Here is a 22,869-nt window from a genome sequence, read left to right on the forward strand (position 1 = left end):
CACGAATCACACATCATCCCATCAACCATGTGGTCATGGTTGGGCAAGCATGGCGAACCGCCGTATGCGGACCCGCATGTACGGTGGTGTGGGGAGACGGGGGCTTCTTACCCCCTCTTACCCGATTTCTTTGTGCGCCTTCGGACTTTTGCGCTATGTAAAAGAGGGCTGAACTCAGCCCTCACCTCAACCATCCTGAACCTCAATCCTCCTGAAGTTCAACCACCCGAAGCTCAACCATCCCGAAGCTCAACCATCCTGAACCAGAGGTTTGACGTACATGGGCAGGCAAAGCCCTCATCAGAACATGAAGGGGAATCCACGGCCCATCGTGCCAAACCAGTTGAACCCTCCATGCCCGCCGGATCCACCAGTACCTGGCCCGCCAAACGCACCGTAACCGCCCGACCCTCCAGGACCACCGTATCCACCTGTGGAACCGGGTCCGCCGAAAAAGCCGAGGCCTCCAGTGCCGGGCCCGCCAAACCAAGGGCTTGCGCCCGCCCCCGGTCCTCCATATCCGCCAAAACCACTGCCGCCTTGAGCGCCTCCGAAGCCGGACCGGCCTCCAAAAAGATTGCCGAGGCCGCCAAAACCGCCGGTACCACCGGCACCACCGGCACCACCGGCACCACCGGCACCACCGGCACCACCGGATCGTCCGCCAGCGAAACGTTTTCCTCCCCATAGCCCTCCGAGCATCAGGAGCAGGGGCAGGAAACACTCCTCTGCATCAACATCGTTGCGTCCGCCCGTAATTGCGTGACGGATTTCGGGATTTTCAAGCAATTTCAACGCTTGTTTGCGCTGTTGCGGTGTAAGTGAAACGGTACCCGGACGTTTCTTCTGTTTGTACAACTGTATCCACCTCCGTTTCCCGATCCGTAACACAGTATGCGACAATGGAGAGCAATGGGTGGACGATTGGACATCGTTTCCACCAAGGAGGAGTGCCCTAAGTGAGCTCTTGGTAGGACAATCTACGAAGACAACAGATGTATGCCAAAGGAGTGATGGATTGTGACAGAACCGTTTGAGCCCGCTCCAAGAAAGGTCATCGTAGTTGAGGGAAAAACGGATGAGGAGCGATTACTGCAGGTATTGATGGAGCCTGTCACAATTGTCTGCACCAGAGGGACACTGAGTTACGAGAAGGTCGAGGAGTGGATTGTTCCGCTTCAGGATGCAGACGTCTACGTGCTTGTGGACGCTGACAAGCCGGGTATGAAACTTCGCAGTCAGCTCAAACAGGAGCTGCCGAACGCCAGACATCTCTACACGACTCGGGTGTATCGCGAGGTGGCGCGTACGCCGCTGCCGTATTTAGCGAAGATTCTTCACACCGCCCACTTTGTCATAGACGAACAACTGCTTGAAGAGAACGGCCAAGAGCCATAGGTGCACAACAACGGGATGAGGTGTGGTCGCTGGCCCAGCTTAGACATCATCGCATGGCGGCTCAAACGTTTTTTCTTGAATCAGTTCCGCCAGCACCGAAGCGTTGTTCTCAGGTTCAAATCGTGAAGAGTAGAGCAGGGTTACGGGACCTGCAGCAGCCATGCGCTCGAGCTGATGCATGGTCTCTCTGGCTTCCTCGGAAGAGAGTAACTCTGCCCGATACCGTTCACGGAATTGCGCAAACTCATTTGTATTGGCGTGAAACCAGGTCCGTAGTTCTGTGCTCGGGGCGAGCTCTTTGGCCCACATATCAAGGCGGGCGTTGTCCTTGGATATCCCGCGGGGCCAGAGCCTGTCCACCAGGACTCGAAATCCATCTGTTTTGTCAATAGGCGTGTAGATCCGCTTTATGGAGATTGTCATGTTATGATCCTCCCAGTATCAGACTCATTTTTAGTATACTCAATCACGGAGGACGACAGCGTCCAGACATTTCGTGTCGGCTGGTTCCATTGTGGATGCAGAGGGCATGTCCAGTTGCGTAAAAAAACATGTGTGATGAGGGCTCCATGTTACAATTGGGCCGTCGTGGAGGGGAGACGGTATGGAGATTGACGGTAAACAGCAAAATTATTTGAAGAAAACGCTTGTAGAGAGCTGGAGAAAGGAAATTGAAGCAGCCAAGTTGTACCAGTTGACGGCACAGCGTGAACACGATCCAAAGCGTAAAGAGATTTTGCTCAAGCTCGCAGAGGTAGAGTTTAGACATGCGCAGACCTGGGTGGACAAGCTAAAGGAGTTGGAGTATCCAACGGAAAGCTTGGTCGAACCAGAGGTTGAATTGCCGAAAAACATGAACACAGTTCAAATGATGAAGCGGATCGACGAGGTTGAGCACAACAACATGACATGGTACTCGTCTTTGCGCAACGTGATCGAAGACGACAATCTGATTGCAATCCTTGACCAGATCGACGCTGACGAAGCTGCCCATCAAGATATGGAATCGTTACTGGAGCACTCCGGGGGTGCTGAGAAGCGTTTAGATAAGATGTGGAAGAGCGAAAGACATGCAAGCGGATCGAGCGACTGGGTCGGTGATGCGATCTATGGTGTGAACGACGGCCTTGGTGCCATCTTCGGTATCATCTCTGGTGTCGCCGGTTTCACGTCCAATACGCACACGGTTCTCATCAGCGGGTTTTTCGGAGCCTTGGCGAGTACCCTGTCCATGGGCGCTGGCGCTTGGTTAGCGACAAAGTCCGAGAACGAAGTGATGCAAACCACCCAGGCTCAGGAACGGCGGGAGATTCAGAATGACCCGGAGCACGAGGTCGAAGAACTGGCCCTCTTGTATCAGTTAAAGGGCTTCTCTCCGGAAGAATCGGCCCGCATCGCTGATCAAATCGCGACTGACGAAGACCAGTTCCTGAAAACGATGGTCCAAGAAGAATTCGGCTTCCATGAGGCAAGCCTTGGCAGCCCTTGGCGGTCAGCGATTTTTGGCGCCCTCTCAACGCTTGTCGGGGGCTTGATTCCGCTGATTCCGTTCTTCTTTATCGGTGGTATCCCTGCGCTCATCGCAGCTGCAGTCGTCAGCATCCTGGCTCACTTCGCAGTAGGCGCGGCAAAAAGCCTCATTACAACTCGAAGCTGGTTCACGAGTGGCTTAGAGATGACAGCAGTCGGCTTTATCGTTGGTATTGCGTCGTACGGCCTTGGCTGGGTAGGGGCAGTGTTGTTTGGTACGCATCTCGGCGGCTGATATTCGTCGTGAATGTTCCTCTGATAAAAAAGCAGGCTCGCATCCACAGATGCTGAGCCTGCCTTTTATTAACTTGATGTGAGCTCACAGTGTTCTATCGAACGTCAGAGGTTGCTGGCCGTGGGTGTCAGGATATCGAGCTTAAAGTTGGGTCAAGATATCAGGTCCATTGTCTGTGACAGCGAGGGTGTGTTCGTACTGAATGCTCAGTCCACCGTCTGCCGTGCGTACTGTCCAGCCATCGTCTTCGAGTTTGGTCCGGTAGGTGCCAGTGTTGACCATCGGCTCAATGGTGAACGTCATCCCTTTTCGGATACGTGGTCCCTTGTGCGGTGGGCCGTAGTGTAGGACCTCTGGTTTCTCGTGCATCTGTCTGCCGATGCCGTGTCCGATGTATTCACGAACAACAGACAGTCCTTCGCCTTCCACGTAGGTCTGAATCGCGTGTCCAATGTCAGAAATTTGATTGTCAATCACGGCCTGGTCGATCCCGATGAACAGCGCCTTTTTCGTTACCTCCATGAGGTGGCGCGATTCATCGCTGATCTCGCCTACCGCGTAGCTCCATGCTGAGTCCGCATGCAGCCCTTTATGAAGTGCAACCATGTCAACTGTAATAATATCGCCGTCTTTGAGACGGTAGTCACTCGGAAAGCCGTGACAGATGACATCGTTGACTGACGTACATGCGGCGAACGGATATCCGTTATAGCCTTTCTGGGCAGGCTCCATGCCGTACTTCGTAATAAACTGCTCGACAAACGCATCAATTTCCATCGTTGTCATGCCAGGTTTGATAAAGTCTGCAAGCGCTGCGTGACATCCCGCCACAACTTTCCCCGCTTCGCGCATAATTTCTATTTCATGCTTGCTTTTAGTGACTATCATGTCGATACCTCCGCTCATGAAACAATCATTCCATTACTCCACTGTACCACATCTGACGATCTATTGTACTCCAATGCCTCGTCTTGGCAGCGCAATTGTATGTGGTTGACCTGCAACAGATGCCAGATAGGTGGGTGTCTAAACAGCACAAGACCCCCGTTGGTTAACCAACCAGATTCGGGGGTCCTGTTCTATGTGAAACAAGGTTCACGACACTATTCGACGATTCTCATTGATTTTTGAGTGTCGAGAGATGTTGTTCTAAAAACCGTGCAATTTGTCCATAGGCCCGTATCCGGTTTGTCAACTTCACCACACCGTGCCCTTCATCTTCAAATCGAAGGTATTGAACTGGATGTTGGCGGGACTCAAGAGCACCGACAATCTGCTCTGCTTCACCAACGGGCACACGAGGGTCATTAGCTCCGTGGATAACAATCATCGGTGCCTGAATTTTGTCTACGTGGTGAATCGGGGAAATTTCATCAAAGAACGCCCCATCCTGCTCTACGGTACCATATTCACACTCACGCAGGTGCCGGCGGTAGGGACTCGTGTTTTCCATAAACGTTCTCAGGTTCGCGATGCCGACAATATCTACTCCTGCAGCCCACAGGTCCGGGTAGTGGGTCACGGCTGCGAGGACCATGAAACCGCCGTAGCTGCCGCCCATCACTGCAATCGCGTCTTTACGGGCATTACCTTCTTGAACCAGCCAGTCGACCGAACTGGCGAGGTCATGAACAGAGTCCATGCGTTTTCTGACGTCGTCGAGGTGGACATAAGTACGGCCATAACCGCTGCTGCCGCGAACGTTGGGTACAAGCACTGCGTAGCCCTGGTTGACGAAGTACTGAACGACCGGGTTGAACCCGTTTCGGCTCTGGGATTCTGGGCCGCCATGTACATATACGACGACCGAATACGGTCCATCTGAATGCTGTGGACGGTAGTAGTACGCCGGAATGGATAATCCGTCAAAGGACGGGTAATGGATGAGCTCAGGCGCTGCGAATGCAGTCTGAGGCACCCCTGATGCTGCCGCAAATGTTGTCCGACTGAGCGCTTTATCCGACAGGTTCAGGGTCCAGATGTCAATTCCGGCAGACGGCGTACTGAGGGTAAGGGCGAGACGCGATTTATCTCGGGCAAAACGAACCTCCGCAACGACTCCGGCGGGGAGTGCTGGCAAGCCCGCCACGGCTGACCACTCGGGTACGTCATGTGCTGCATCCTGCTCGAGTACTTCGAGTACGTAGAGCTTTGATGTACCGTCTTCGTTTTTCGAAAACGCCAGATATCGACCATCTGACGAAAGAACCAGGTTCTCTGCATCCCACTTGTCATCGGTTATCCAAGTCAGCGAGAGGTTGTCGAGTGAAATACGGGCAACTCTGGTAAACTCGCTGTCTAAATCTGACAGCACATACAGGTATGCTCCGTCTTGTGAGAATTGAGCTCTAGTGAAGGATGCTTCACTCTCATGAGGCGTCAAAAGCCGCATCTCACCCGTTTCAATATCAACCAGAAAAAGGTCGTTGTTCAGGTTGCTGTAGTGACGTGACACCAGAATAGATTTTCCGGATGGGTGGAAGCGACCCGAGCGGTTGGTATGATCACTCTGGTGTACGGGGCGATGTGTATTTGTATCCATGTTGTAGAGGTAGACGTCAAAAGCACGGCCGTCGCGACGGTTACTCGTGTAAGAGAACGACCGTCCATCCGGCGACCAACTGCCAAAATTGTGGATGTGAGCGGGATCGCCAGTCAGGTCTTGAACTGATACGCCGGTGCTGTCTGTCAGGTACAGCTGTGCATTCTCACTGCCTCCATTGTCTCCATTGATGATGAGTACGTCTCCTGTTGGACACGCAGAGACAGCCATCACGCGATCGGAGAAAAAAGTTAGCTGGACAGGCCAAGGGCGCCCTTCGGATAAAGCCCACACCTGATTCATGCCTGTGATGGTGGACAGGAAGTACATCGTCTTGCCATCATGTGAAAAACTGGGACCCGAAGACGATCGAACCTCCATATAGCGTTCAATCGGGATCGGAGATGGGATTGTTGCCTGGATTGCATCTGAATGTGTCATGAAAGCGCCTCCTTGATGGTTGTGTTGAACCGCAGATGTTCACCCGCAGACATTGAACCGCGGATATTGAATGGCAGATACCCCAGATATTGAACCGCAGTCGCTGAAAACATCTGCGATGGAAACCACGGCCCCACCGGTTTTACGGGTGGCCGGTCGGTTCCGGTAAAACCGGTGGGCCAGGCCAAGTGGATGACTTTGTCAGCTCACCACGTCGCGCTCTTTGCTGTATGCGTGATGTCGGCCGGTTTTGAGCAGGTCCGAAATGATCATGACCGCGTCGTAGATGTCTTGATAGCTGGTGTAAAGTGGGGCAGGAGCAAAGCGCAGCGTGTACGGCGGCCGAAAGTCTGGTACGACTCCCTCCACTCGTAAAGCCTTGGCCAACTGTACAGCATCCTCGTGCTCAAAGGCGATATGTCCGCCTCGGCGACTGTCTTCGATTGGGGTTCTAATGTTGCCGCCAAGGTCTGCGTCAATCACAAAATGCGTGAGCAGCTTACGCAGATAGCTGGTCTGCTGCAGGGACTTAGCACGGATGGCGGTAATGTCTGCCTCGTGCAGCATCTTCAGCGACGCTGCAATGGCTGCCGTCGCCAGGATGGGCGGCGTGCCGAGTTGCCATTTGCTCGCGGAACGGGCTGGTGTGAGCGGGAATGCCATGTCAAACTGACGGTCTTTGTCGGAACCAAACCATCCGGCGAGACCGGGCGCTTTATCGTGATGCCTTTCATGAACGTACAGGCCGGCGGTTGCCCCCGGACCGGAGTTCACATACTTGTAGTTGCACCAGACGGCAAAATCAACACCGATATCGTGGAGTTCGTGCGGCAGCGCGCCGATGGAATGAGCGAGATCGAAACCAATCACAATCCCTCGGGCATGTGCAGCCTCAGTCAAAAGTCGTATGTCGGCGAGTTGCCCTGACTTATACCAGACGGAAGGTAAGAGGATGAGTGCGATGTCGTCCTGCATGGCATCAATGATTGTCTGTTCGGACATTAGACCGTTTTCATCAGGTTCGATTAGCACAAGGTCCTCGTCCGGACGCCCGTGAAGCTGAATATGGCTGTGCATGGCGTACAGGTCAGACGGGAAATTTTCGCGATCTGCAAGGATCTTGGTCCGCGTACCTGTGGGCCGATAAAATGTGGCAAGCAGGGTATGAAGGTTCACTGTGGTCGATCCGCTGACGATAACCTCACTCGGCAGAGCGCCTACCAGCGGTGCGGACAGGCCACCGAGTGTCTCTGGCAGATGGAACCAGGGCTCAGGACCCTTTGTCCAACCGTCAATGGCGTAGGTTTTCCAGGCATCGAGCGCTCGCTGCACAGAAGCTTCAGCATCTTTCGACAAGAGCCCAAGGGAGTTTCCGTCAAAGTAAAGTGTTCCATCGGGAATGTAGAATCTTTCTCGGAAGCTGCTCAGCTTGTCTTCTATATCCAAACGGGCTGCTTCAGCACGGGTTAATGCTTGGTCCGTCATATCACACCACCCAAACAAATTTAATAGGTTGAATTTGGATAAGAGTTGTTGAAGAAATGACTAGAAAATCGGATAATAGCTTTCGTAGCATCAGCATTTGAGGGGAAGCGATCCCATGCCTTCAGCTATCTGCCCATACTGTAAAGAACCCGCATATTCCAGTGCAGCCTTCGACGAACCGTGGACGTGCCCGAGTTGCGGCCAGACTGTGATCCCTCCGGAGGATGAAACCGGATCGAAGCGGGGAGAACGCGAATCCTATGTAGAGCGCTACAGCCGCTTCTGGACTCGTGTAGAATAGGTTCGCCTGACCTATCTTCAGGCTGACAATCGACAGCCATGAAGGCAGGTCATACAGGCAACTTACACAGGCAGGTCATACAGACAGGTCATACAGGCAACTTACACAGGCAGGTCATACAGACAGGTCATACAGACAGGTCATACAGACAGGTCATACAGACACCTTTCAAGGGCAGCCTGTATATCAAAATAGAAACACTGGCTCTGCAGTACAGCACAGCTGTCTCTTGTGGGGAGCTGAAGCCGCCGGCTCGTTAAGCGGGAGCAGCTGCCTTGTTAAGCCGATACGGCATAGTAGTTGTCGGAAACCAGAAACACGCCGCTGATAATCAGTCCCACCACAAACAGGGCAACGAGTTTTCGGCGGTTCATCGGTCTCGCGCCGGGGCGTTTCGCGACGAACAATGTAAATAGTGCCGCAATCACAAGTGCAAAAACCCCTCTAATCGCGAGGTGCAACACCCTCATCAGTCCTCTCTCCGTCAATCAAGGTTCAAAACCTATTGTGCCATACTTGTACATAATTTTCAGCTTTACGCGCGAGCGCTTCTCTCCATCCATTTCGAAAAGTAGAGATATCGGGCGACGACCATATGGAGTGTCCAAGCAACAGCAATGCTGTACACCCCGGCGACGACGACCAAAAGTCCTGAACTGGTGCTTCCAGACAGCCATCTTCCGAGGTCGGTGAGCACGATGATAACGATGGCAAGCGGCAACATTACAAGCCACTGTTGAATTAACAAGCTTGGTGCCAGTTTCAGTGCATAGCGCGGGTCTTTTTCCGCGACCAGGGCAATGTCGCCAAACATAAAGGCAAACCGTAACAACAGAACGAGTATGCCCAGTCCGGGGGCAAAAGCAGGCAGACCGCGGCTGACCCCAAGGACGACCATCGATACAGCTGCCCACAACAGATTCCACAACAGCAGTTTTACGAAGGTGCGAGAGCCGTCTACGATAAAAGTAGCTGTATTGACTTGTTCATTGGTGTTTGCGCGAATCAGTGTCCCGTAGAACCCGCCCGTTAACCATACCTGAACAATCAGAACAACAAATGGTGGGAGCCAATCTTTCGTGTTCCCGGGTTGGATGAGGTTCCATATGGACGGGGCTTCGGTCGGAAGAACAAGACGTCCCAGGATCCCTGTCGGAGCGACTTGTAAAGTCAGGTGGGTTACAATGTAGATCCAGGAGAGCACATCCACAACCAATAAGAATAGGACAAGACCGATAAATGAACGCCAAAAGCGTTTGAGCAAACAGGGTACCACCTTTCTCGACATCCACCATCTACATATTTCAACATGGAGAGTCTACCTCTGATCGGAGGAGGTAACAAGCATCAGGCGTTTGTTTCAAGGAACGGACAAATCTCTGGCGCTGATTACAAGCCGGGACAGAAAGGTTGCAGATGAGCCTTAAGCCGTTGATGCCGCTGGTACAAGACATGGTAAGTCCCCAACTGTGGATTCCAGTTATGACACGAACGAGGTTATCAGGGAAGCCCCCAGCGGTGAATTCCAGTTGTGACAAGATAGGGGAAGATATGTTCGTTAATGACTAATTCAGGGCTCGGTGGATCTCAACAACGGACGAAAATTCCCTTGTGGGGTCTGCACTCCCCGGAAGTTGACGGGAAGGAGCCCGTAAGGGAACTTTTGTCTCTTAAATTCAAGTCATTGAGCAAAAAACGAGCAAGAGAGGAAGTTTTGTTCGTTGCATCCTGGCGTTGAGGCGTTTCTCTTCGCTGCTTTCACATAAGAGGAGTAACTGATAGAGGAGTAACTGATAGAGGAGGTGTATGCGGTGATAGCTGGGGTTGGCACCGACATTGTTGAGGTCCCGCGCATTGCCAAAGCATACGAACGATACGGGGACGCATTTTTGCGGCGGATTTTATCAACGGGTGAGTTCGCTCTGGCGAGAACGTATGCAGAGTCCCGGCGAGTCGAATTTACGGCGGGTCGGTTTGCGCTGAAAGAGGCGATGGCCAAGGCGAGCGGTTTGGGTCTGGCACGGCTCAAAATGGCGTTCGTGGACGTTCGGACAACCGATCGGGGACTCGCCGTTGAGTTTACGGCTTCGGATCATCCACTCAGTGCAACAGACGTCAACTGGCACCTGTCTATTTCTCACACGAATGACATCGCGTTTGCAGTTGCAGTTTTGGAGCGCCCCTAAAGACGGTGTACTCTCCGCAACACCTCGTCTCCTGGACGGGCCAGGATTGTACTATTTGTCGGACGGGCTGAATATGCTTTTACCAATCCTCGGGGAGGGTACCGAGTGTATCTTGTAACGAGAGATCAAATGCAGGCACTCGACAATCACACCATTCACGCACTTTTTGTACCAGGAATCGTCTTGATGGATCATGCCGGGAAAGCAGTCGCAGACAAGGTCATGGAAGATTCACCGCATCGAGTCGTCATCTGTGCAGGCAAGGGTAACAACGGAGGAGACGGCTGGATCGCAGCCCGCTGGTGTCACCAGTACGGAGCCGAGGTCGAGGTAGTGACCGTGGTCCCACCGGAGCAACTCAACCATGACGCTGCCACGGCGGCAAAGACAGCCGTCGCTGCCGGCGTGCCGTGGCGAGTGTACTCACCGGGTGATGAGCTTCCAGACGCGGATGTCTACGTCGACGCACTACTTGGGACCGGAACCGACAGACCGCTTCAGGGTGCTTTACAAAGTCTTGCAGCGGCACTGAATGACAGTGGACGTCCCATTGTTGCAGTAGACATTCCAACTGGGGTTAACCCGAATACAGGTGAGGTGACAGGGGACGCGGTACGGGCTTACCGGACAGTTTGTCTCGCTGCCCAGAAGTTGGGTACTGCAATCTCACCCGGCTGTCACTATGCCGGCAAAGTCGAGGTAGTCGACATCGGTATTCCTGTCGCTAGCCTCGTAGAGAAGTCTGGAAAGTCGCATGATATGGCACGTCTCATCACGCATTCAATGGTGCGTGAGCTGTTGCCAAAACGCTTGAATGAGTCCAACAAAGGAACCTATGGCAGGCTGGCTGTTGCAGTCGGGGCGATGCAAGGTGCCTCGGTCTTGGCTGGTATGGGAGCTGCCAGGGTCGGAGCCGGACTGATTGCGCTCATGGCGACTGATAGACTGCAGGTGAGTACCCCTCCAGAGTTCGTCGTACAGGTCCGCCCGGACGGTTGGACGGAGCCTGCAGCGGCAAGGGCGCTGGTCATGGGGCCGGGCCTCGGTGCAAACGCGGAAGCGTGGCGTCAAGTACTGGAGCAATTCAAAGGGCCAGTAGTACTTGATGCAGATGGGTTGCAACTGATTGGAAGTCTTGATAAGTCTCGTCATTCTACTGTCGTCACACCGCATCCGAAAGAGTGTGCCCGCATGCTCGGATGGTCAACCGATGAAGTTCAGGCACATCGATTGGAAGCGGCGCGACAACTTGCCGTAAAGACAGGAGCGATTGTGGTGCTCAAAGGATTTCACTCACTGGTGGTGAGTCCTGACGGGCGGGTCCATGTCAATCCGACGGGGGATTCATCGCTGGCGACAGCGGGAACCGGCGACGTCCTTGCTGGTATGGTTGGTGGAATGATGGCTCAATCACTTGACCCTTATGCAGCTGCATGCGCCGCTGTCTGGCTCCACGGTCGGGCAGGTGAAATGGCAGGTGAACAATTGACATCTGCGAGCACCATGGCGTCGGATATTGTCGACTTTATTTCCCGCGCAATTCGATCCATCTCGACATGATTTCCCAAGGGCGAATCGTCCGTGTGGTTCGTCGATGAAAGGCGAGGTGGACAATGCGTAAAGTTACCGGTTTGATTATTGCCACAGGGATTGTCGTTGGGCTTGTCGCAGGATGCGGTGCGCCGACGAAGCAGAATGTGGTATCGAAACTGGAGACCCAGGCAGAAACACTTGATGCAACCAATTACCAGACCACAGCGAAGATGACTGTGCAAATGGACAACGGATCGCAGACCTATTATATTGTGACTAGCTATGATTCTCCAAATACTTACAAAATTGCTCTGGGTGATGCGAACAAGCAAATCAATCAAATCATTGTTAAGAACCCGAACGGAATGTTTATTGTAAGTCCTTCACTTCAGAAGGTGTTTCGATTTAATGGCAACTGGGCGCAGAACCAAGGGCACATTTACCTCTACGATCAGATCCTTCAACAGATCGTCAACAGCAACAACGTGAAGCTGGCCAAATCGGGGAACAACCTGACGTTCACGATGCCTGTGACACCTCAAAACGATGTGGTGACAACGCAAAAGGTGGAGCTCGCACAGGGAACCTATGCGCCGAAACAGGTCGTTTTGCTGGATAAGCAAAACAAGGCGGTTGTCACGATTGACTTCCTGAGCTTCCAACAGGGGATGAAATTCACTTCAGCGGAATTCGACCCCCAGAAACTCGCCCAGTCTGGCAAAGCTACAACGACCATGGCGAGCATGAGTGAGTTTGGCTACATTGAACCGCTGCAGATCCCGACGGGTGATAAGCTCCAACTGCAGCAACCACAGTCGTCAGACGATATGCTGATGCGTTACAGTGGTCCCTACGGATTCACGCTTGAAGAGTGGCGTCCGACTGCCGGGGTAGCAGGATTGCCAAGCGCTGAACTGGTTGACCTGTTTGGCGTACCAGGAATTTTGTCAGGGTCCGGGAATGCACACCAGCTCACGTGGATGAACAACGGGGTTGAATTCTCGTTGACGAGTTCACAGATGACAGTCGACCAAATGCGGCAAGTTGCAATTTCCACCTTTGGACAGGTCGGGAAATAAAGCATCGGGATGACTGCTGAGTTTGCACGCAAACGAGTGCCTAAGGCCTCAAGGACGGCTGATGCAGCCGAACTTGGGGCCAGTTTGTATTCTTGGGGTGTGGAGGTCGTGTGTTCACAAAACTGATAGAGCCTGCAAGATTTGTACCGTCAGTGACGCCGATAAGTGCTACACTACTTTCAGCAGCTTTGAATGAGGGGGAGCAAGATGTTCCGGGGAACGTTTGCCGTCGTAAACCTCCAGGCAATCACGCGCAATGTAGAAAACATTATTGGCCTTCTGGGGCCAGAGACAAAGTTATTGGTAGCTGTAAAAGCAGCTGGATATGGACACGGTATCGTACAAGCCGCCCAGGCTGTGATTCAGGGCGGAGGACACGCACTCGGAGTGGCTTCGCTTGAAGAAGGAATGGAGCTTCGCAAGGCAGGCATTACAGCCCCAGTGCTTGTTTTCGGGCGCGTACCTGTTCATGGACTACCTGTTGCGGCAAGGCATCGGATCGCCGTGACCATGACATCCAATTGGGAAGATGAAGGTCTCGGCACCTGTGACCCTCCACTTGATGTGCATATCAAACTAGACACAGGGATGAGTCGGCTCGGTTATCAGGATCCCGCTGTGGCAGTTAACTTGGCAAAATGGATAGAGTCGCGATCCGATTTGAGGTTCGCTGGCTTGTATTCGCACCTGGCCTGTGCTGATGCACAAGACGCCGCCCATTTGACAGCTCAGGTTGCCAGGTTTGATAAGGCACTCCGTGTCTTTGAGCAACACGGCCTCCGTCCGCCTGCTGTTCACCTTGCAAACAGTGCAGGAACCTTTAGAAACAAGGCCCTGCATCATGACATGGTGAGAGTGGGGGTCAGCGCGTATGGCTATCCACCCAGTCCAGACTTCCCGTTGCCGATCCCCCTGCAGCCGGCCTTGAGTCTTTTTGCTCAGATTCAGCGTCTAGCTTTCATCGATATCGGCGAGACCGTTAGCTACGGAGCAACGTTCACTGCCAAGCGAAAAACGCTTGTCGCCACCGTTCCGGTTGGTTACGCAGACGGGTACTTCCGAGTTTTATCGAATCAGAGCCAAGTTTATGTTCGCGGACAACTTGCTCCTGTTATCGGTAACGTCTGCATGGATCAATTGATGGTAGATGTTACGGACGTACTAGGAATTCAAAATGGGGATTGGGTGACACTATACGGGCAAGCTGCGCCGGATGAGTGGAACCAAGTGGAATTTCTCAAGCACCCGGAAACGGAAATTACCAAGTATGTGGAAGCAACATTTGCTAAGGTGGCGACTCAGCCCGCTGTTGTGTCTTTGGACACATTAGCAAGATTGGCAGGGACCATTTCATACGAACTTATGTGTGCGTTATCGGAGCGCGTGCCCAGAATTTACTTCCATGGCTGAGTGAGAGACGAAAAGTCTACACATTGTGTATGAAACTCGTTTTACTTGAGCCGTTCATTTCGCTATAATAGCTCGTGTATTAATGGCAGGTTGGTGTTGGAGGTGTGCGGCGCGTGTCCGAGAAGAAGCGCATTGTACTGAGCATTTCGCAGCAGTTGTTGGAGCAAGTAGATGGTATCGCACAGCGGAGGCAAACAAACCGCAGTGAGGTGATTCGAGAAGCGATGCGCCAGTACGTCATTGAGCGACGGAAAGACGATATCAGGACAGCGTTGCAGCAAGGTTATTTAGAAATGGCTCCAATTAATTTAAGAATGGCTTCGGAAGCGTTCCTTGTGGAACAAGAAGCAGGCGGTACAGTCGAACGCTTGGTGAGTGGGGTGTGAGCCTTTGAACGTGAAGCGCGGGGACATATTCTTTGCTGATTTATCCCCGGTTGTTGGGTCAGAACAAGGTGGTTTTCGCCCGGTACTGGTCATTCAAAATGACATCGGTAACCGGTTTAGCCCCACTGTGATTATAGCAGCCATAACCGCGCAGATTCAGAAGGCAAAACTACCAACACATGTCGAGGTTCAAGCTCGGGAAGGCGGGCTGGAGAGGGATTCAGTCATCCTGCTCGAGCAAATTCGAACCATCGACAAGCAGCGTTTAACAGATAAAATCACCCACTTAGACGATGAGATGATGAGACGCGTCAACGACGGACTGCAGATCAGTCTTGGCTTGGTTGACTTTTAAACGATTCGAGGACGCACTTCTTTACGGTCAAGCTTATTTACGATCAAGCTTATTTACGATCAAGCTCCTTTACGATGAAACATCCCCGTTTTGCTTTGATGAGCGAGATTCCGCTTTTTGAACGTGCTTTTTTGACAGTAAGGCACAACCCGTACCCACTCGCATAGCAATTCCATCATCTTTTTATTCGCCCCGGCGGCCTATCCCAGGCGGACCCTGCGGCCACCATATCTAAGTTCCCTGCAAGGACTCTCCTTAAAACGTTGTCCCCCAGACTAATCAACCATGGCATCTCCCTCAGTGCGCAAACAAAATCAGCGCATGAGAGGAGTGAGTGAGAGATGGCACAAGTGACACCAATCTCGCGTCATTTGCAACTTCAGTTTCAGGTGGGTACCACGGCGAGTGGAGCACCAAAGCTCCTGAATCGTAACTACGCCAACGTACTGCCGAGTGCGGCTGACGATGACGTACTCGCTGTTGGCCAGGCATTAGCGGGCCTCTTTGCTGACAGCCTGTACCAGGTTACGCGAGTCGACCAGAACGGCCTGAGCAGCACTGCGGCAACCACAACTCCGTAATCTGACCTGATGGTTTGCGGGGCGCTGCCCCGAGACCCGTGACTCGTGACCCGTGACCTGTGAGATGCGAGGCGATATCAATACAGAAGGAGGGTGAAATCATGGCGACCAAGATGTCCCTGCAAATGGATTTTCTGACGGACCAGAATAAAAAGGTTCGGATCACCGTTCAAAATCCAAAACAACCAGTCGATAGTGCTGCGGTAAATAATACGATGGATCTCATCGTTTCCAAAGGCATCTTCGCATTCCCGCAAGGCGTTATTGTGAAGAAGGTTGGAGCGACCGAGGTTCAGACAGACAGCAACGCAGTCCTCTAAAACGGATAAAAAGCGGGCTTGGTCCGACTGTTGCGCAGCCACTTTGGTTCCAACAGGCGGACCAGTCCGCTTCCCGTCTTCACGTCATTCGTGTACGCTGCCTTTCTCGATCCGGTCAATCACCTTCTCGAGAAGCTCCTCAACCGTTTGCGCTTCAATATACTCGGTATCGTTCAAAAGTACGTAGGGTACATGAATACATCGGTGGCAATAGCCAAGGCATCCCCAACGGATGAGACGGATGTCTGGGAATAATTCGCCAATCCGATCCCACACCATCTGCGTTCCTACTTCAAGATTACTGATACAGACTTCTAGTTTCTTGATGCTCTCCATCAGTCATTCACATCCAATATCCCTTCAGCTCGGAGTCCGCAGCTTTCTCCGGACGACCCAGACCGTTCCTCCGATTGCAAACAGGCCTCCTGTGATGTACAGCAAGTAGGATTGTATCGTGTGCATGACTGCAGTGATGTGTTCCCCAAACCAAAACCCTAGCAAAACCCAGATCGCGCACCAAGCAATCACACCGATCCCAGTGTAGAGAAAAAACGGTGAGAATTCCATCCGCACGGCCCCGGCGACATAGGAACTAACGGATCGGACGCCGGGAAGAAAACGGCCAGGAACCAATAACATTGGGCCATACTTATTGAGCAAAGACGTCGTACGTTCAAAACTGCGCAGGTTCATCATTCGTGATGGCCTCCACCTGTCCAGCCACACGGAACCGAAATAGCGACTCAGTGCGTAACTGATAACCGCCCCAGTGAGATATCCAGCAACGCTAATCAGGATTAAGGCTCCCGGTTGAAACTTCCCGTTTGCAGCGGCCAGACCGTATAGAACCATCACCGCATCACCAGGGAAAGGCAGTCCAAGACCCTCAACAACGAGTGCCAGGTATGTACCCAGGTATCCAAGCGACAGCACTGCCTCCGCACCGTGTCCAAACCAATCGAGCATCTCTCACCGCCACCTGTCCAGATTGATTCTTTAATACATACGAGGACAAGTTCGAGATGATGCACTTGGTCTTCTACGCAAAAAGGTGAGCAGGCATCGAATGCCTGCTCACATGTCTCACATCGTAGTTTTCAATCGGCCAAACGACGCTGCTGCCTAAACCAAGTCGACGGACCGAACTTCCATCAACCCTTCTGGTTGGCCAGCCAGGCGACAACCTGTTGTACTTGGCTGCTGCTGGAGAGACTGCCATTTGGGGGCATCGCACCACGGCCTTGGGTTACGAATGCTTGGATTTGCGCTTGGCTCCAATATTTTCCGATCGCGTAAATCGGAGGTCCAAAGCCGCCTTCCGCAGACTGTCCGTGACACCCGCTGCACGTTGATTCGAAAATCTGGTATCCCGGCATCGTGGTATCTACCAAGTGAATCTGGGATGCTGGGATTTTTGGCAGGTTTACCAGTTGCGCTGGTGCCGATGCCGATCCGCTTCCGGATGTACTCGCCGTGGATCCCGACGAATTACCAGATGTGCTGCTCTGGCCGCTGCCATTTGTGGAGCCAGAGGAAGCTGAAGCAACCACCGATGATTGAATAGGAGGGTTCTTTGCGAGTTGGCGGTGTGTGCTGCCATTTGGCAAGCCAATGTAGCCGACGACCCAGATAAAAATGCCGGCGAGCGCGCCAAGTAGAACGACAAACACGCCTAAAGGGGATAATTTCATGAGTCCAAACTCCTTTCCACACAGGGTGGGCACACAGCAATCTTTGCTGTGTCAGGATGAGCCATAAGCGGCTCTGATAAAAGCAGTCTCCCATATCATAGCAAGCCCATAAACACGCGACAAGCCTGATACAAACGTGAAATCGACAGTTTGTTGGCGGTTTTGAACGGTGTATTCTGACTGGAAGTTTTTTTATTCAAATCCTATTGACGAACCCCCTCCGGCTCGACATAGTCTGTGCAGTTTTACACAGGCAGTTGTACCCGCCCTCTCTTTGGGCGTCTGCATACCATGAGGATATATATTCTCGACGGAGGAGGTTCATTATGGTTACGCAACGCAGACTTGCAGTGTTGAAAACCAAACGCAGGCGTATTGTTATTGATTTGACGCCACGGTATTGGGCACTCGGAGTGGCTGTCGGCAGACCAAATGTACATGTACAGTTCGGCCCCTTAGGATTCGGATTTCAAAAAAAGCTCTGTTAGGCGTTGTATGTTTCAGGTGGCATATCCACATGATAAAAAGAATAGAGAACATCGACTCAAAGCAGAATCCTACGGCGCTTTTGGACTCTCCAAAAGGTAACGCCGTAGGTTTTTCACTTTTGGGAGGAGTCTGATACATGGCCGATCTCGCCATTATGGTTGGTGGGGCAATTGGCGGGATGCTCCGTCTATTCCTTGAAATCATCATGCCGCGCCCCTATCAATTTCCTTTACCCACGCTGACCATTAACTTCGTTGGTACCTTTGTGCTTTCGTTTTTTTATCAATTTGCAGACGAACACGGCCTGCCTTCGTACCTTCGGGCTGGGTTCGGGACGGGCGTCATAGGGGCTTTCACCACATTTTCAACCTTTTGTTTGGAAACGACTGACCTCGTCTACATCCATCCGCTGCTTGCTGTGGTCTACGGGCTGCTGAGTTTGTCAGGCGGCGTGACGCTTGCGTTTGCCGGGAAATCCATCGCAGCCTCATTGATTGCATGGACTACTCCCGAAGGTCGTCGGACTCCATGACCGGCGTTACACTTTTTTTCGTCGGACTTGGAGCCGCAGTTGGGTCCATCATGCGATATCGAGTCGGAAGGTTTGTCATGCAACGGGTCGGAGCAAGTGAATTTCCATGGGGTACATTCGTTGTCAATGTCATCGGGACCTTACTGCTCGGCGTATTTTATCAAGAGCTGGATGTGCACCACTCGGCACCGGACTGGTGGGTGCTGCTTGGGACCGGGTTTTGTGGGGCGTTTACGACATTTTCAACCATGTCCGTCGAAGCCCTTCAGTTAGTTCAAACGCGCCCTGTCCGTGGAGTGGTCTACATTGTCGGTTCGTTTTCAAGTGGACTTCTGCTCTCTTGGATGGCACAGTGGGTATAAAGACTGATAATTTCTTCAGGGGGTGAGCAAAACGGAGCACCTGAAGTATCTCGAGATTCGAATGTACGAAGGTGAGCGCAAGGGATGGTTCGGCCCGCCGCGTTATCAACGCCTCGTCGAGCAACTGTGGGAAAAGGGCATCAGCGGTGTCACTGTAACCCGGGCAGAACAAGGGTTTGATCGGCGTGGAAAGATTCAGGATATCCATTCTGAGTATCTGTCGGACAATCTGCCTGTGACCTTAGAGTGCGTTGCCACTGCGAATGAGATGGACCAGGTTATCGCACTCGTCAGGGAGATCGTCACACAAAACCTGCAGGCGTGGACAACGGATCATGTCATGGATGCGAAAACGCTGAACAGAGAACAAACAGGAGTAACTTCTGAAGGGACGGTCGATCCGGTGGCGGACAGCGGACTTGTGAAGGTGTATATGAAGGAATCGGATATGGTCGGTGGTGAGCCCCTGCACCAAGTCTTACTCGAAAAGCTCTCCGAACTCGGCGTTCCTTGGGTCAACGTGTATTCAGCATTAGAAGGGTTCGGCAAAGAACAGGTTCTCCGACGCACCCATAATTTTTCCATGACCAATAAAGCGCCTATCGTGCTTGAGGCGGTTTTAACGAGGGACATTGACACCGCAAACGTACTTGCCGCTCTGCAACCCTATTTTCAGAAGGCAGCAGGCCCGGCGGTCTTTATACCTGGGCAGTCGGTATGAGCACAGGATGGTTTCTGAAAAAGGTCGTCTCCTGCTATCATAGGACTAACTGATATTTTGACAGGAGGAACGCGCCTGTGTGGATGATTGTGGGTGCAAACGGCTATCGGTTGCAAGATTATCATAGAGCACTGCAAAGCGGGTCCACGAGCTCGGTACAAAGCGGGTTGGACCCACAGGGCCGAACCGGGTTTGATAGATTCAACGCTCTTGCTATTGACAACGGCAAAATTGTTGCTGTTGGGGACGCGGCAGACCTGAGACTGCAACTCGGTGCCATGGCAGACCGTATTGTGGATGTCGAGGGGGCGACGGTCATCCCCGGCCTCATTGACAGTCATCTGCATGTGGCAGCCCTTGGCGAGCATACGGCAGAACTTGACCTGACAGGCGTTGCTTCGCGGGATGAACTGCTCGCCAGAGTGAGGGATTTCTCCTCCCGTACACCTGTGGACAGCTGGGTCATCGGTGGAGGATGGGATGACAACCGCTTTGCGGTTAAAGGACTGCCGACCCTGGCAGAACTCGATGAGGCAGCTGGCGGGCGACCGCTGTTACTGACCCGTGTCTGTCACCACGCATACCTGGTCAATCAGGCTGCGCTGCGAGCGGCGCAGTTGACGCTTGAGTCACCGGATCCGGATGATGGTTATTACGGACGCGATGACGACGGGCGTCTGAACGGGCAGGTATTCGAAAATGCCTCTCGTCCCATCCTGAAAGCACCCCCGGAGAAATCGAGAGACGCCTGGAAGAGGCTCGTTCGCGTCGGGATGGAGACCGCTTTGAAACAAGGCATTACGGGCGTGCACACAGACGATGTGCGCAGCCTCGGCAGTTTTGATGCGGTGGCAAGCGTCTACCACACCTTGATTCATGATGAGGGGATTCGACTTCGCGTTCATGAATTGGTGAACTGGGCCAGCATGGATGAGGCGTTAGCAGTCCTCAGTCAGTATCCATTTGAAGACGAGTGGTTCACCCGCGGGGCTGCGAAATTGTTCTCGGACGGCGCACTGGGGAGCCGAACTGCCTGGTTTTCTGAACCGTACAGCGATCAGTCTGGGTGGTCGGGCAGTGCGATGTATGCACCACAGGAACTCATGGAGCGCGTTCGAGCAGCGCATGAAAAGGGCTTCGGTGCCGCCGTTCACGCGATTGGGGACGCTGCGGTAGACCTGACCTTGCGGGCAATGGCGGCAGCACCGCGGGTGGCACAGCGAGATCGGTTGATTCACGCAGAAGTGATTCGCCCGGACTTAATCCCTGTCATGCAGGCGTTCGGAGACCGTCTCGCTGTCGACGTCCAACCTCGGTTCACAGTCAGTGACTTCCCTTGGTTAGCGGACAGGGTAGGTCCTCACCGTGTGGACTTTGCCTGTGCCTGGCGGATGATGCAAGAGGCAGGTATTCACATCGCCGGAGGGTCGGATGCCCCCATTGAGCCGGTTGCTCCTTTACTTGGAATCCACGCGGCACACACGAGAAGGCGCCCTTTTTCAGATGGGCCCGTCTACGGAGCGAAGGAGTGCCTCAGTGCCAGAGACGCCGTCATGCTGTTTACGAGCAAGGCAGCCTATGCAGCAGGACAGGAAGGGCAGTATGGCACCATTGAGGTGTCGCGGCCTGCAGACTTGACCATTCTCAGTCAGGACATTGTGAACCCCGCTCACCCGGACGATATGCTGAAGGCTGAGGTGCTCTACACTGTGGTTGGCGGCGAGATCGCCTACGCTCACCCGGGCGGCATCGCGAAAGAGAGTGTCGGATGAAACTCGATGAATTTGGACTCATTCGCAATTTAACATCCAGAGTTCCGACAACGGGCCGTCACGTGGTTGTCGGCCCGACGGACGATGCCGCTGTGTTGTCGATAGAGCCTGGTGAACAGGTGCTGGTAAGTACCGACACGATGGTCGGCGGAGCGCACTTCTTGCCGGAGACGATGGCCCCCTTCGACATTGGGTACAAGGCAGTCGCCGCATCTATCAGCGACATCGCTGCGATGGGTGGAGAACCGCGGCAAGTCCTCGTGGCTCTCGGGATCCCGTCGGACCTTGAACCTGTGTTTCTCGAGGCGCTGTACGACGGAGTCTGTGACATCTGCAGCTATTTCGATTGCGCTGTGGTAGGCGGGGATGTCGTTCGTACGGACGGGCCATTGTTTGTCAACACCACTGTCCTCGGTGCAACATCACGTCCGCCGCTGCTCAGAAGCGGTGCCAAGCCGGGAGATGTGGTGTTTGTGACGGGGCAGATCGGATCGTCTGGAGCCGGACTCGACTTTTTGCTGCACCCGAAACTGCTCATCGACCCTGCTGATGGTGCTGTTTTAAAAGAACGCCATCAGCGGCCGAAGCCCCAGGTGACGGCAGGGCAGATTTTAAGCCTCGAAGGGGCCTCAAGCTGCGACGACATCAGTGACGGGCTGGCGAGTGAGCTGAACGAGATCGCCAGTGCGAGCGGCGTCCGACTGCGAATTGAGACGGCCCGGATTCCGGTGCACGTTGCTGCGCGGAATCTAGGCAGGCTCCAGGGGAAAGACCCGCTCGACTACGCCTGGTATGGCGGAGAAGATTATCAACTGGTCGGAACTGCCTCACCGTTTGCGTTTGCACGAATTTTGGCCCGTGCTGAGAGTATGCAGATACAGGTGACACAGATTGGCCGAGTGATGCAGGGAGACGGCGTTGTGGCAGAGTTTCCGGACGGAACGCTCGATGTCATCACAGCCAAAGGTTACAATCACTTTCCCGGATAAGGAGGATGCCAGGTGGTCAATGAAATGGCCTTCACAACGCGATCAGCTGCTGAAACACAGCGCCTCGGCCGCCAACTCGGGGCTTTAATGAAGGCGGGGGACGTCATCTTTCTCACCGGCGATCTCGGTGCGGGCAAGACAACGTTCGCAAAAGGTGTCGCACTCGGCTTGGGTATCCGGGAGGATGTGACGAGCCCGACGTTCACGCTTGTGACCGAATACGAAGGGCGAGTACCGCTTGCCCATATGGACCTGTACCGCCTGTTACCAGAGCAAGGAGCCACCGCGGCGAATGGGGACGGCACTGGAGACACGGGTGCGTCCGTCGATGGCACGGGTTCCGGCGGCAGTGTTGGCTCGGGGAGCAGTGTGGCCTCGGGCGGTGGCGTGGCCTCGGGGAGCAGTCTGGGCTCGGGCGGTGGCGTGGGCTCGAGCGGCGGCACAGATTTCGCGTCCATCGGGGTGGAGGATTATCTCTACGGAGACTACGCAGTGCTTGTCGAGTGGCCAGGCGACTTAGTGCATGAGGTG

General features: G+C 53.5%; 26 protein-coding genes and 1 pseudogene. 17 read left to right on the forward strand and 10 right to left on the reverse strand.

The features are described 5' to 3' along the window. Positions 1–300: 300 nt before the first annotated feature. Complete coding sequence (locus AN477_RS25195; RefSeq protein ID WP_054967929.1) at positions 301–858, reverse strand: hypothetical protein; 558 nt, start codon at positions 856–858, stop codon at positions 301–303. A 162-nt stretch (positions 859–1,020) separates the two neighbouring features. On the opposite strand from AN477_RS25195, the gene AN477_RS04195 reads away from it, so the two are divergent. Beyond that, positions 1,021–1,398 carry a toprim domain-containing protein gene (locus AN477_RS04195; protein ID WP_211265950.1) on the forward strand — a complete coding sequence of 126 codons (378 nt, stop codon included), beginning with the start codon at positions 1,021–1,023 and terminating at the stop codon, positions 1,396–1,398. Between the two features lie 39 nt (positions 1,399–1,437). On the opposite strand, the gene AN477_RS04200 is transcribed toward AN477_RS04195, so the two are convergent. Further along, positions 1,438–1,821: a DUF488 domain-containing protein gene (locus AN477_RS04200; RefSeq protein ID WP_054967930.1), complete on the reverse strand. Its 384-nt coding sequence runs from the start codon at positions 1,819–1,821 to the stop codon at positions 1,438–1,440. A gap of 181 nt (positions 1,822–2,002) precedes the next feature. Here AN477_RS04200 and AN477_RS04205 point away from each other — a divergent pair, with 181 nt between their 5' ends. Continuing rightward, complete coding sequence (locus AN477_RS04205) at positions 2,003–3,163, forward strand: VIT1/CCC1 transporter family protein (RefSeq protein ID WP_245631711.1); 1,161 nt, start codon at positions 2,003–2,005, stop codon at positions 3,161–3,163. A 141-nt stretch (positions 3,164–3,304) separates the two neighbouring features. Here AN477_RS04205 and map read toward each other — a convergent pair whose 3' ends face one another. The 5 genes from map to AN477_RS04230 all read right to left on the reverse strand — a co-directional run bounded on the left by map (position 3,305) and on the right by AN477_RS04230 (position 9,196). Further along, on the reverse strand, positions 3,305–4,051 hold the full coding sequence (gene map, locus AN477_RS04210) for a type I methionyl aminopeptidase (RefSeq protein ID WP_211265951.1): 747 nt from the start codon (positions 4,049–4,051) through the stop codon (positions 3,305–3,307). Positions 4,052–4,280: 229 nt separating this feature from the next. Then, positions 4,281–6,146: a S9 family peptidase gene (locus AN477_RS04215; RefSeq protein WP_211265952.1), complete on the reverse strand. Its 1,866-nt coding sequence runs from the start codon at positions 6,144–6,146 to the stop codon at positions 4,281–4,283. Positions 6,147–6,347: 201 nt separating this feature from the next. Further along, positions 6,348–7,631, reverse strand: coding sequence for a kynureninase (gene kynU / locus AN477_RS04220; protein WP_054967932.1), 1,284 nt, complete (start codon positions 7,629–7,631; stop codon positions 6,348–6,350). A gap of 579 nt (positions 7,632–8,210) precedes the next feature. Then, a complete protein-coding gene (locus AN477_RS04225; RefSeq protein WP_054967933.1) occupies positions 8,211–8,402 on the reverse strand; it encodes a hypothetical protein in 192 nt (63 codons plus the stop codon). A gap of 65 nt (positions 8,403–8,467) precedes the next feature. Further along, complete coding sequence (locus tag AN477_RS04230; protein WP_054967934.1) at positions 8,468–9,196, reverse strand: hypothetical protein; 729 nt, start codon at positions 9,194–9,196, stop codon at positions 8,468–8,470. Positions 9,197–9,743: 547 nt separating this feature from the next. Between AN477_RS04230 and acpS the strand changes: the two genes are divergently transcribed. The 8 genes from acpS to AN477_RS04270 all read left to right on the forward strand — a co-directional run bounded on the left by acpS (position 9,744) and on the right by AN477_RS04270 (position 15,782). After that, complete coding sequence (gene acpS / locus AN477_RS04235; RefSeq protein ID WP_054967935.1) at positions 9,744–10,118, forward strand: holo-ACP synthase; 375 nt, start codon at positions 9,744–9,746, stop codon at positions 10,116–10,118. Positions 10,119–10,223: 105 nt separating this feature from the next. Next, complete coding sequence (locus AN477_RS04240) at positions 10,224–11,678, forward strand: NAD(P)H-hydrate dehydratase (RefSeq protein WP_054967936.1); 1,455 nt, start codon at positions 10,224–10,226, stop codon at positions 11,676–11,678. A 53-nt stretch (positions 11,679–11,731) separates the two neighbouring features. Next, positions 11,732–12,730, forward strand: a complete 999-nt coding sequence (locus tag AN477_RS04245; RefSeq protein ID WP_054967937.1) for a LolA family protein — start codon at positions 11,732–11,734, stop codon at positions 12,728–12,730. A 207-nt stretch (positions 12,731–12,937) separates the two neighbouring features. Next, a complete protein-coding gene (alr, locus tag AN477_RS04250; protein WP_054967938.1) occupies positions 12,938–14,140 on the forward strand; it encodes an alanine racemase in 1,203 nt (400 codons plus the stop codon). Between the two features lie 113 nt (positions 14,141–14,253). Further along, positions 14,254–14,526 (forward strand): CopG family ribbon-helix-helix protein, encoded by a 273-nt coding sequence (locus tag AN477_RS04255; RefSeq protein ID WP_083485943.1) that lies wholly within the window; start codon positions 14,254–14,256, stop codon positions 14,524–14,526. A gap of 4 nt (positions 14,527–14,530) precedes the next feature. Next, positions 14,531–14,881 (forward strand): type II toxin-antitoxin system PemK/MazF family toxin, encoded by a 351-nt coding sequence (locus AN477_RS04260; protein ID WP_054967940.1) that lies wholly within the window; start codon positions 14,531–14,533, stop codon positions 14,879–14,881. Between the two features lie 341 nt (positions 14,882–15,222). Beyond that, the gene (locus tag AN477_RS04265) at positions 15,223–15,462 is read left to right on the forward strand and encodes a DUF1659 domain-containing protein (protein ID WP_054967941.1); all 240 of its coding nucleotides are present in this window, start codon (positions 15,223–15,225) and stop codon (positions 15,460–15,462) included. 101 nt (positions 15,463–15,563) lie between these two features. Further along, a complete protein-coding gene (locus AN477_RS04270) occupies positions 15,564–15,782 on the forward strand; it encodes a DUF2922 domain-containing protein (protein WP_054967942.1) in 219 nt (72 codons plus the stop codon). 84 nt (positions 15,783–15,866) lie between these two features. Here the strand turns inward: AN477_RS04270 and AN477_RS04275 are convergent, their stop codons facing one another. The 3 genes from AN477_RS04275 to AN477_RS04285 all read right to left on the reverse strand — a co-directional run bounded on the left by AN477_RS04275 (position 15,867) and on the right by AN477_RS04285 (position 17,473). After that, complete coding sequence (locus AN477_RS04275) at positions 15,867–16,118, reverse strand: YuzB family protein (RefSeq protein WP_054967943.1); 252 nt, start codon at positions 16,116–16,118, stop codon at positions 15,867–15,869. Positions 16,119–16,142: 24 nt separating this feature from the next. After that, the gene (locus tag AN477_RS04280) at positions 16,143–16,748 is read right to left on the reverse strand and encodes a DedA family protein (protein WP_054967944.1); all 606 of its coding nucleotides are present in this window, start codon (positions 16,746–16,748) and stop codon (positions 16,143–16,145) included. 185 nt (positions 16,749–16,933) lie between these two features. Then, positions 16,934–17,473: a c-type cytochrome gene (locus AN477_RS04285; RefSeq protein WP_054967945.1), complete on the reverse strand. Its 540-nt coding sequence runs from the start codon at positions 17,471–17,473 to the stop codon at positions 16,934–16,936. A 326-nt stretch (positions 17,474–17,799) separates the two neighbouring features. Here AN477_RS04285 and AN477_RS24265 point away from each other — a divergent pair, with 326 nt between their 5' ends. The 7 genes and pseudogenes from AN477_RS24265 to tsaE form a co-directional block, all read left to right on the forward strand. Then, entirely contained in the window at positions 17,800–17,961 is a 162-nt protein-coding gene (locus AN477_RS24265) for a hypothetical protein (protein WP_157061811.1), read from the forward strand. Between the two features lie 137 nt (positions 17,962–18,098). After that, positions 18,099–18,494: a fluoride efflux transporter FluC gene (locus AN477_RS04290; protein ID WP_054967946.1), complete on the forward strand. Its 396-nt coding sequence runs from the start codon at positions 18,099–18,101 to the stop codon at positions 18,492–18,494. Further along, positions 18,491–18,856, forward strand: coding sequence for a fluoride efflux transporter CrcB (crcB, locus tag AN477_RS04295; RefSeq protein ID WP_054967947.1), 366 nt, complete (start codon positions 18,491–18,493; stop codon positions 18,854–18,856). The genes AN477_RS04290 and crcB overlap by 4 nt, the downstream gene beginning before the upstream one ends. Positions 18,857–18,878: 22 nt before the next feature. Next, on the forward strand, positions 18,879–19,577 hold the full coding sequence (locus AN477_RS04300) for a DUF190 domain-containing protein (RefSeq protein WP_054967948.1): 699 nt from the start codon (positions 18,879–18,881) through the stop codon (positions 19,575–19,577). Between the two features lie 83 nt (positions 19,578–19,660). Further along, positions 19,661–21,349, forward strand: coding sequence for an amidohydrolase (locus AN477_RS04305; protein ID WP_245631713.1), 1,689 nt, complete (start codon positions 19,661–19,663; stop codon positions 21,347–21,349). Further along, the gene (thiL, locus tag AN477_RS04310) at positions 21,346–22,338 is read left to right on the forward strand and encodes a thiamine-phosphate kinase (protein ID WP_054967950.1); all 993 of its coding nucleotides are present in this window, start codon (positions 21,346–21,348) and stop codon (positions 22,336–22,338) included. Before AN477_RS04305 ends, thiL begins: the two co-directional genes overlap by 4 nt. A gap of 24 nt (positions 22,339–22,362) precedes the next feature. Further along, positions 22,363–22,602: pseudogene (tsaE, locus tag AN477_RS25815) on the forward strand (tRNA (adenosine(37)-N6)-threonylcarbamoyltransferase complex ATPase subunit type 1 TsaE); the annotation flags it as partial. Between the last annotated feature and the right edge of the window lie 267 nt (positions 22,603–22,869).

The sequence above is a fragment of the Paenalicyclobacillus ferrooxydans genome (assembly GCF_001399675.1).
Taxonomy (GTDB): domain Bacteria; phylum Bacillota; class Bacilli; order Alicyclobacillales; family Alicyclobacillaceae; genus Alicyclobacillus_B; species Alicyclobacillus_B ferrooxydans.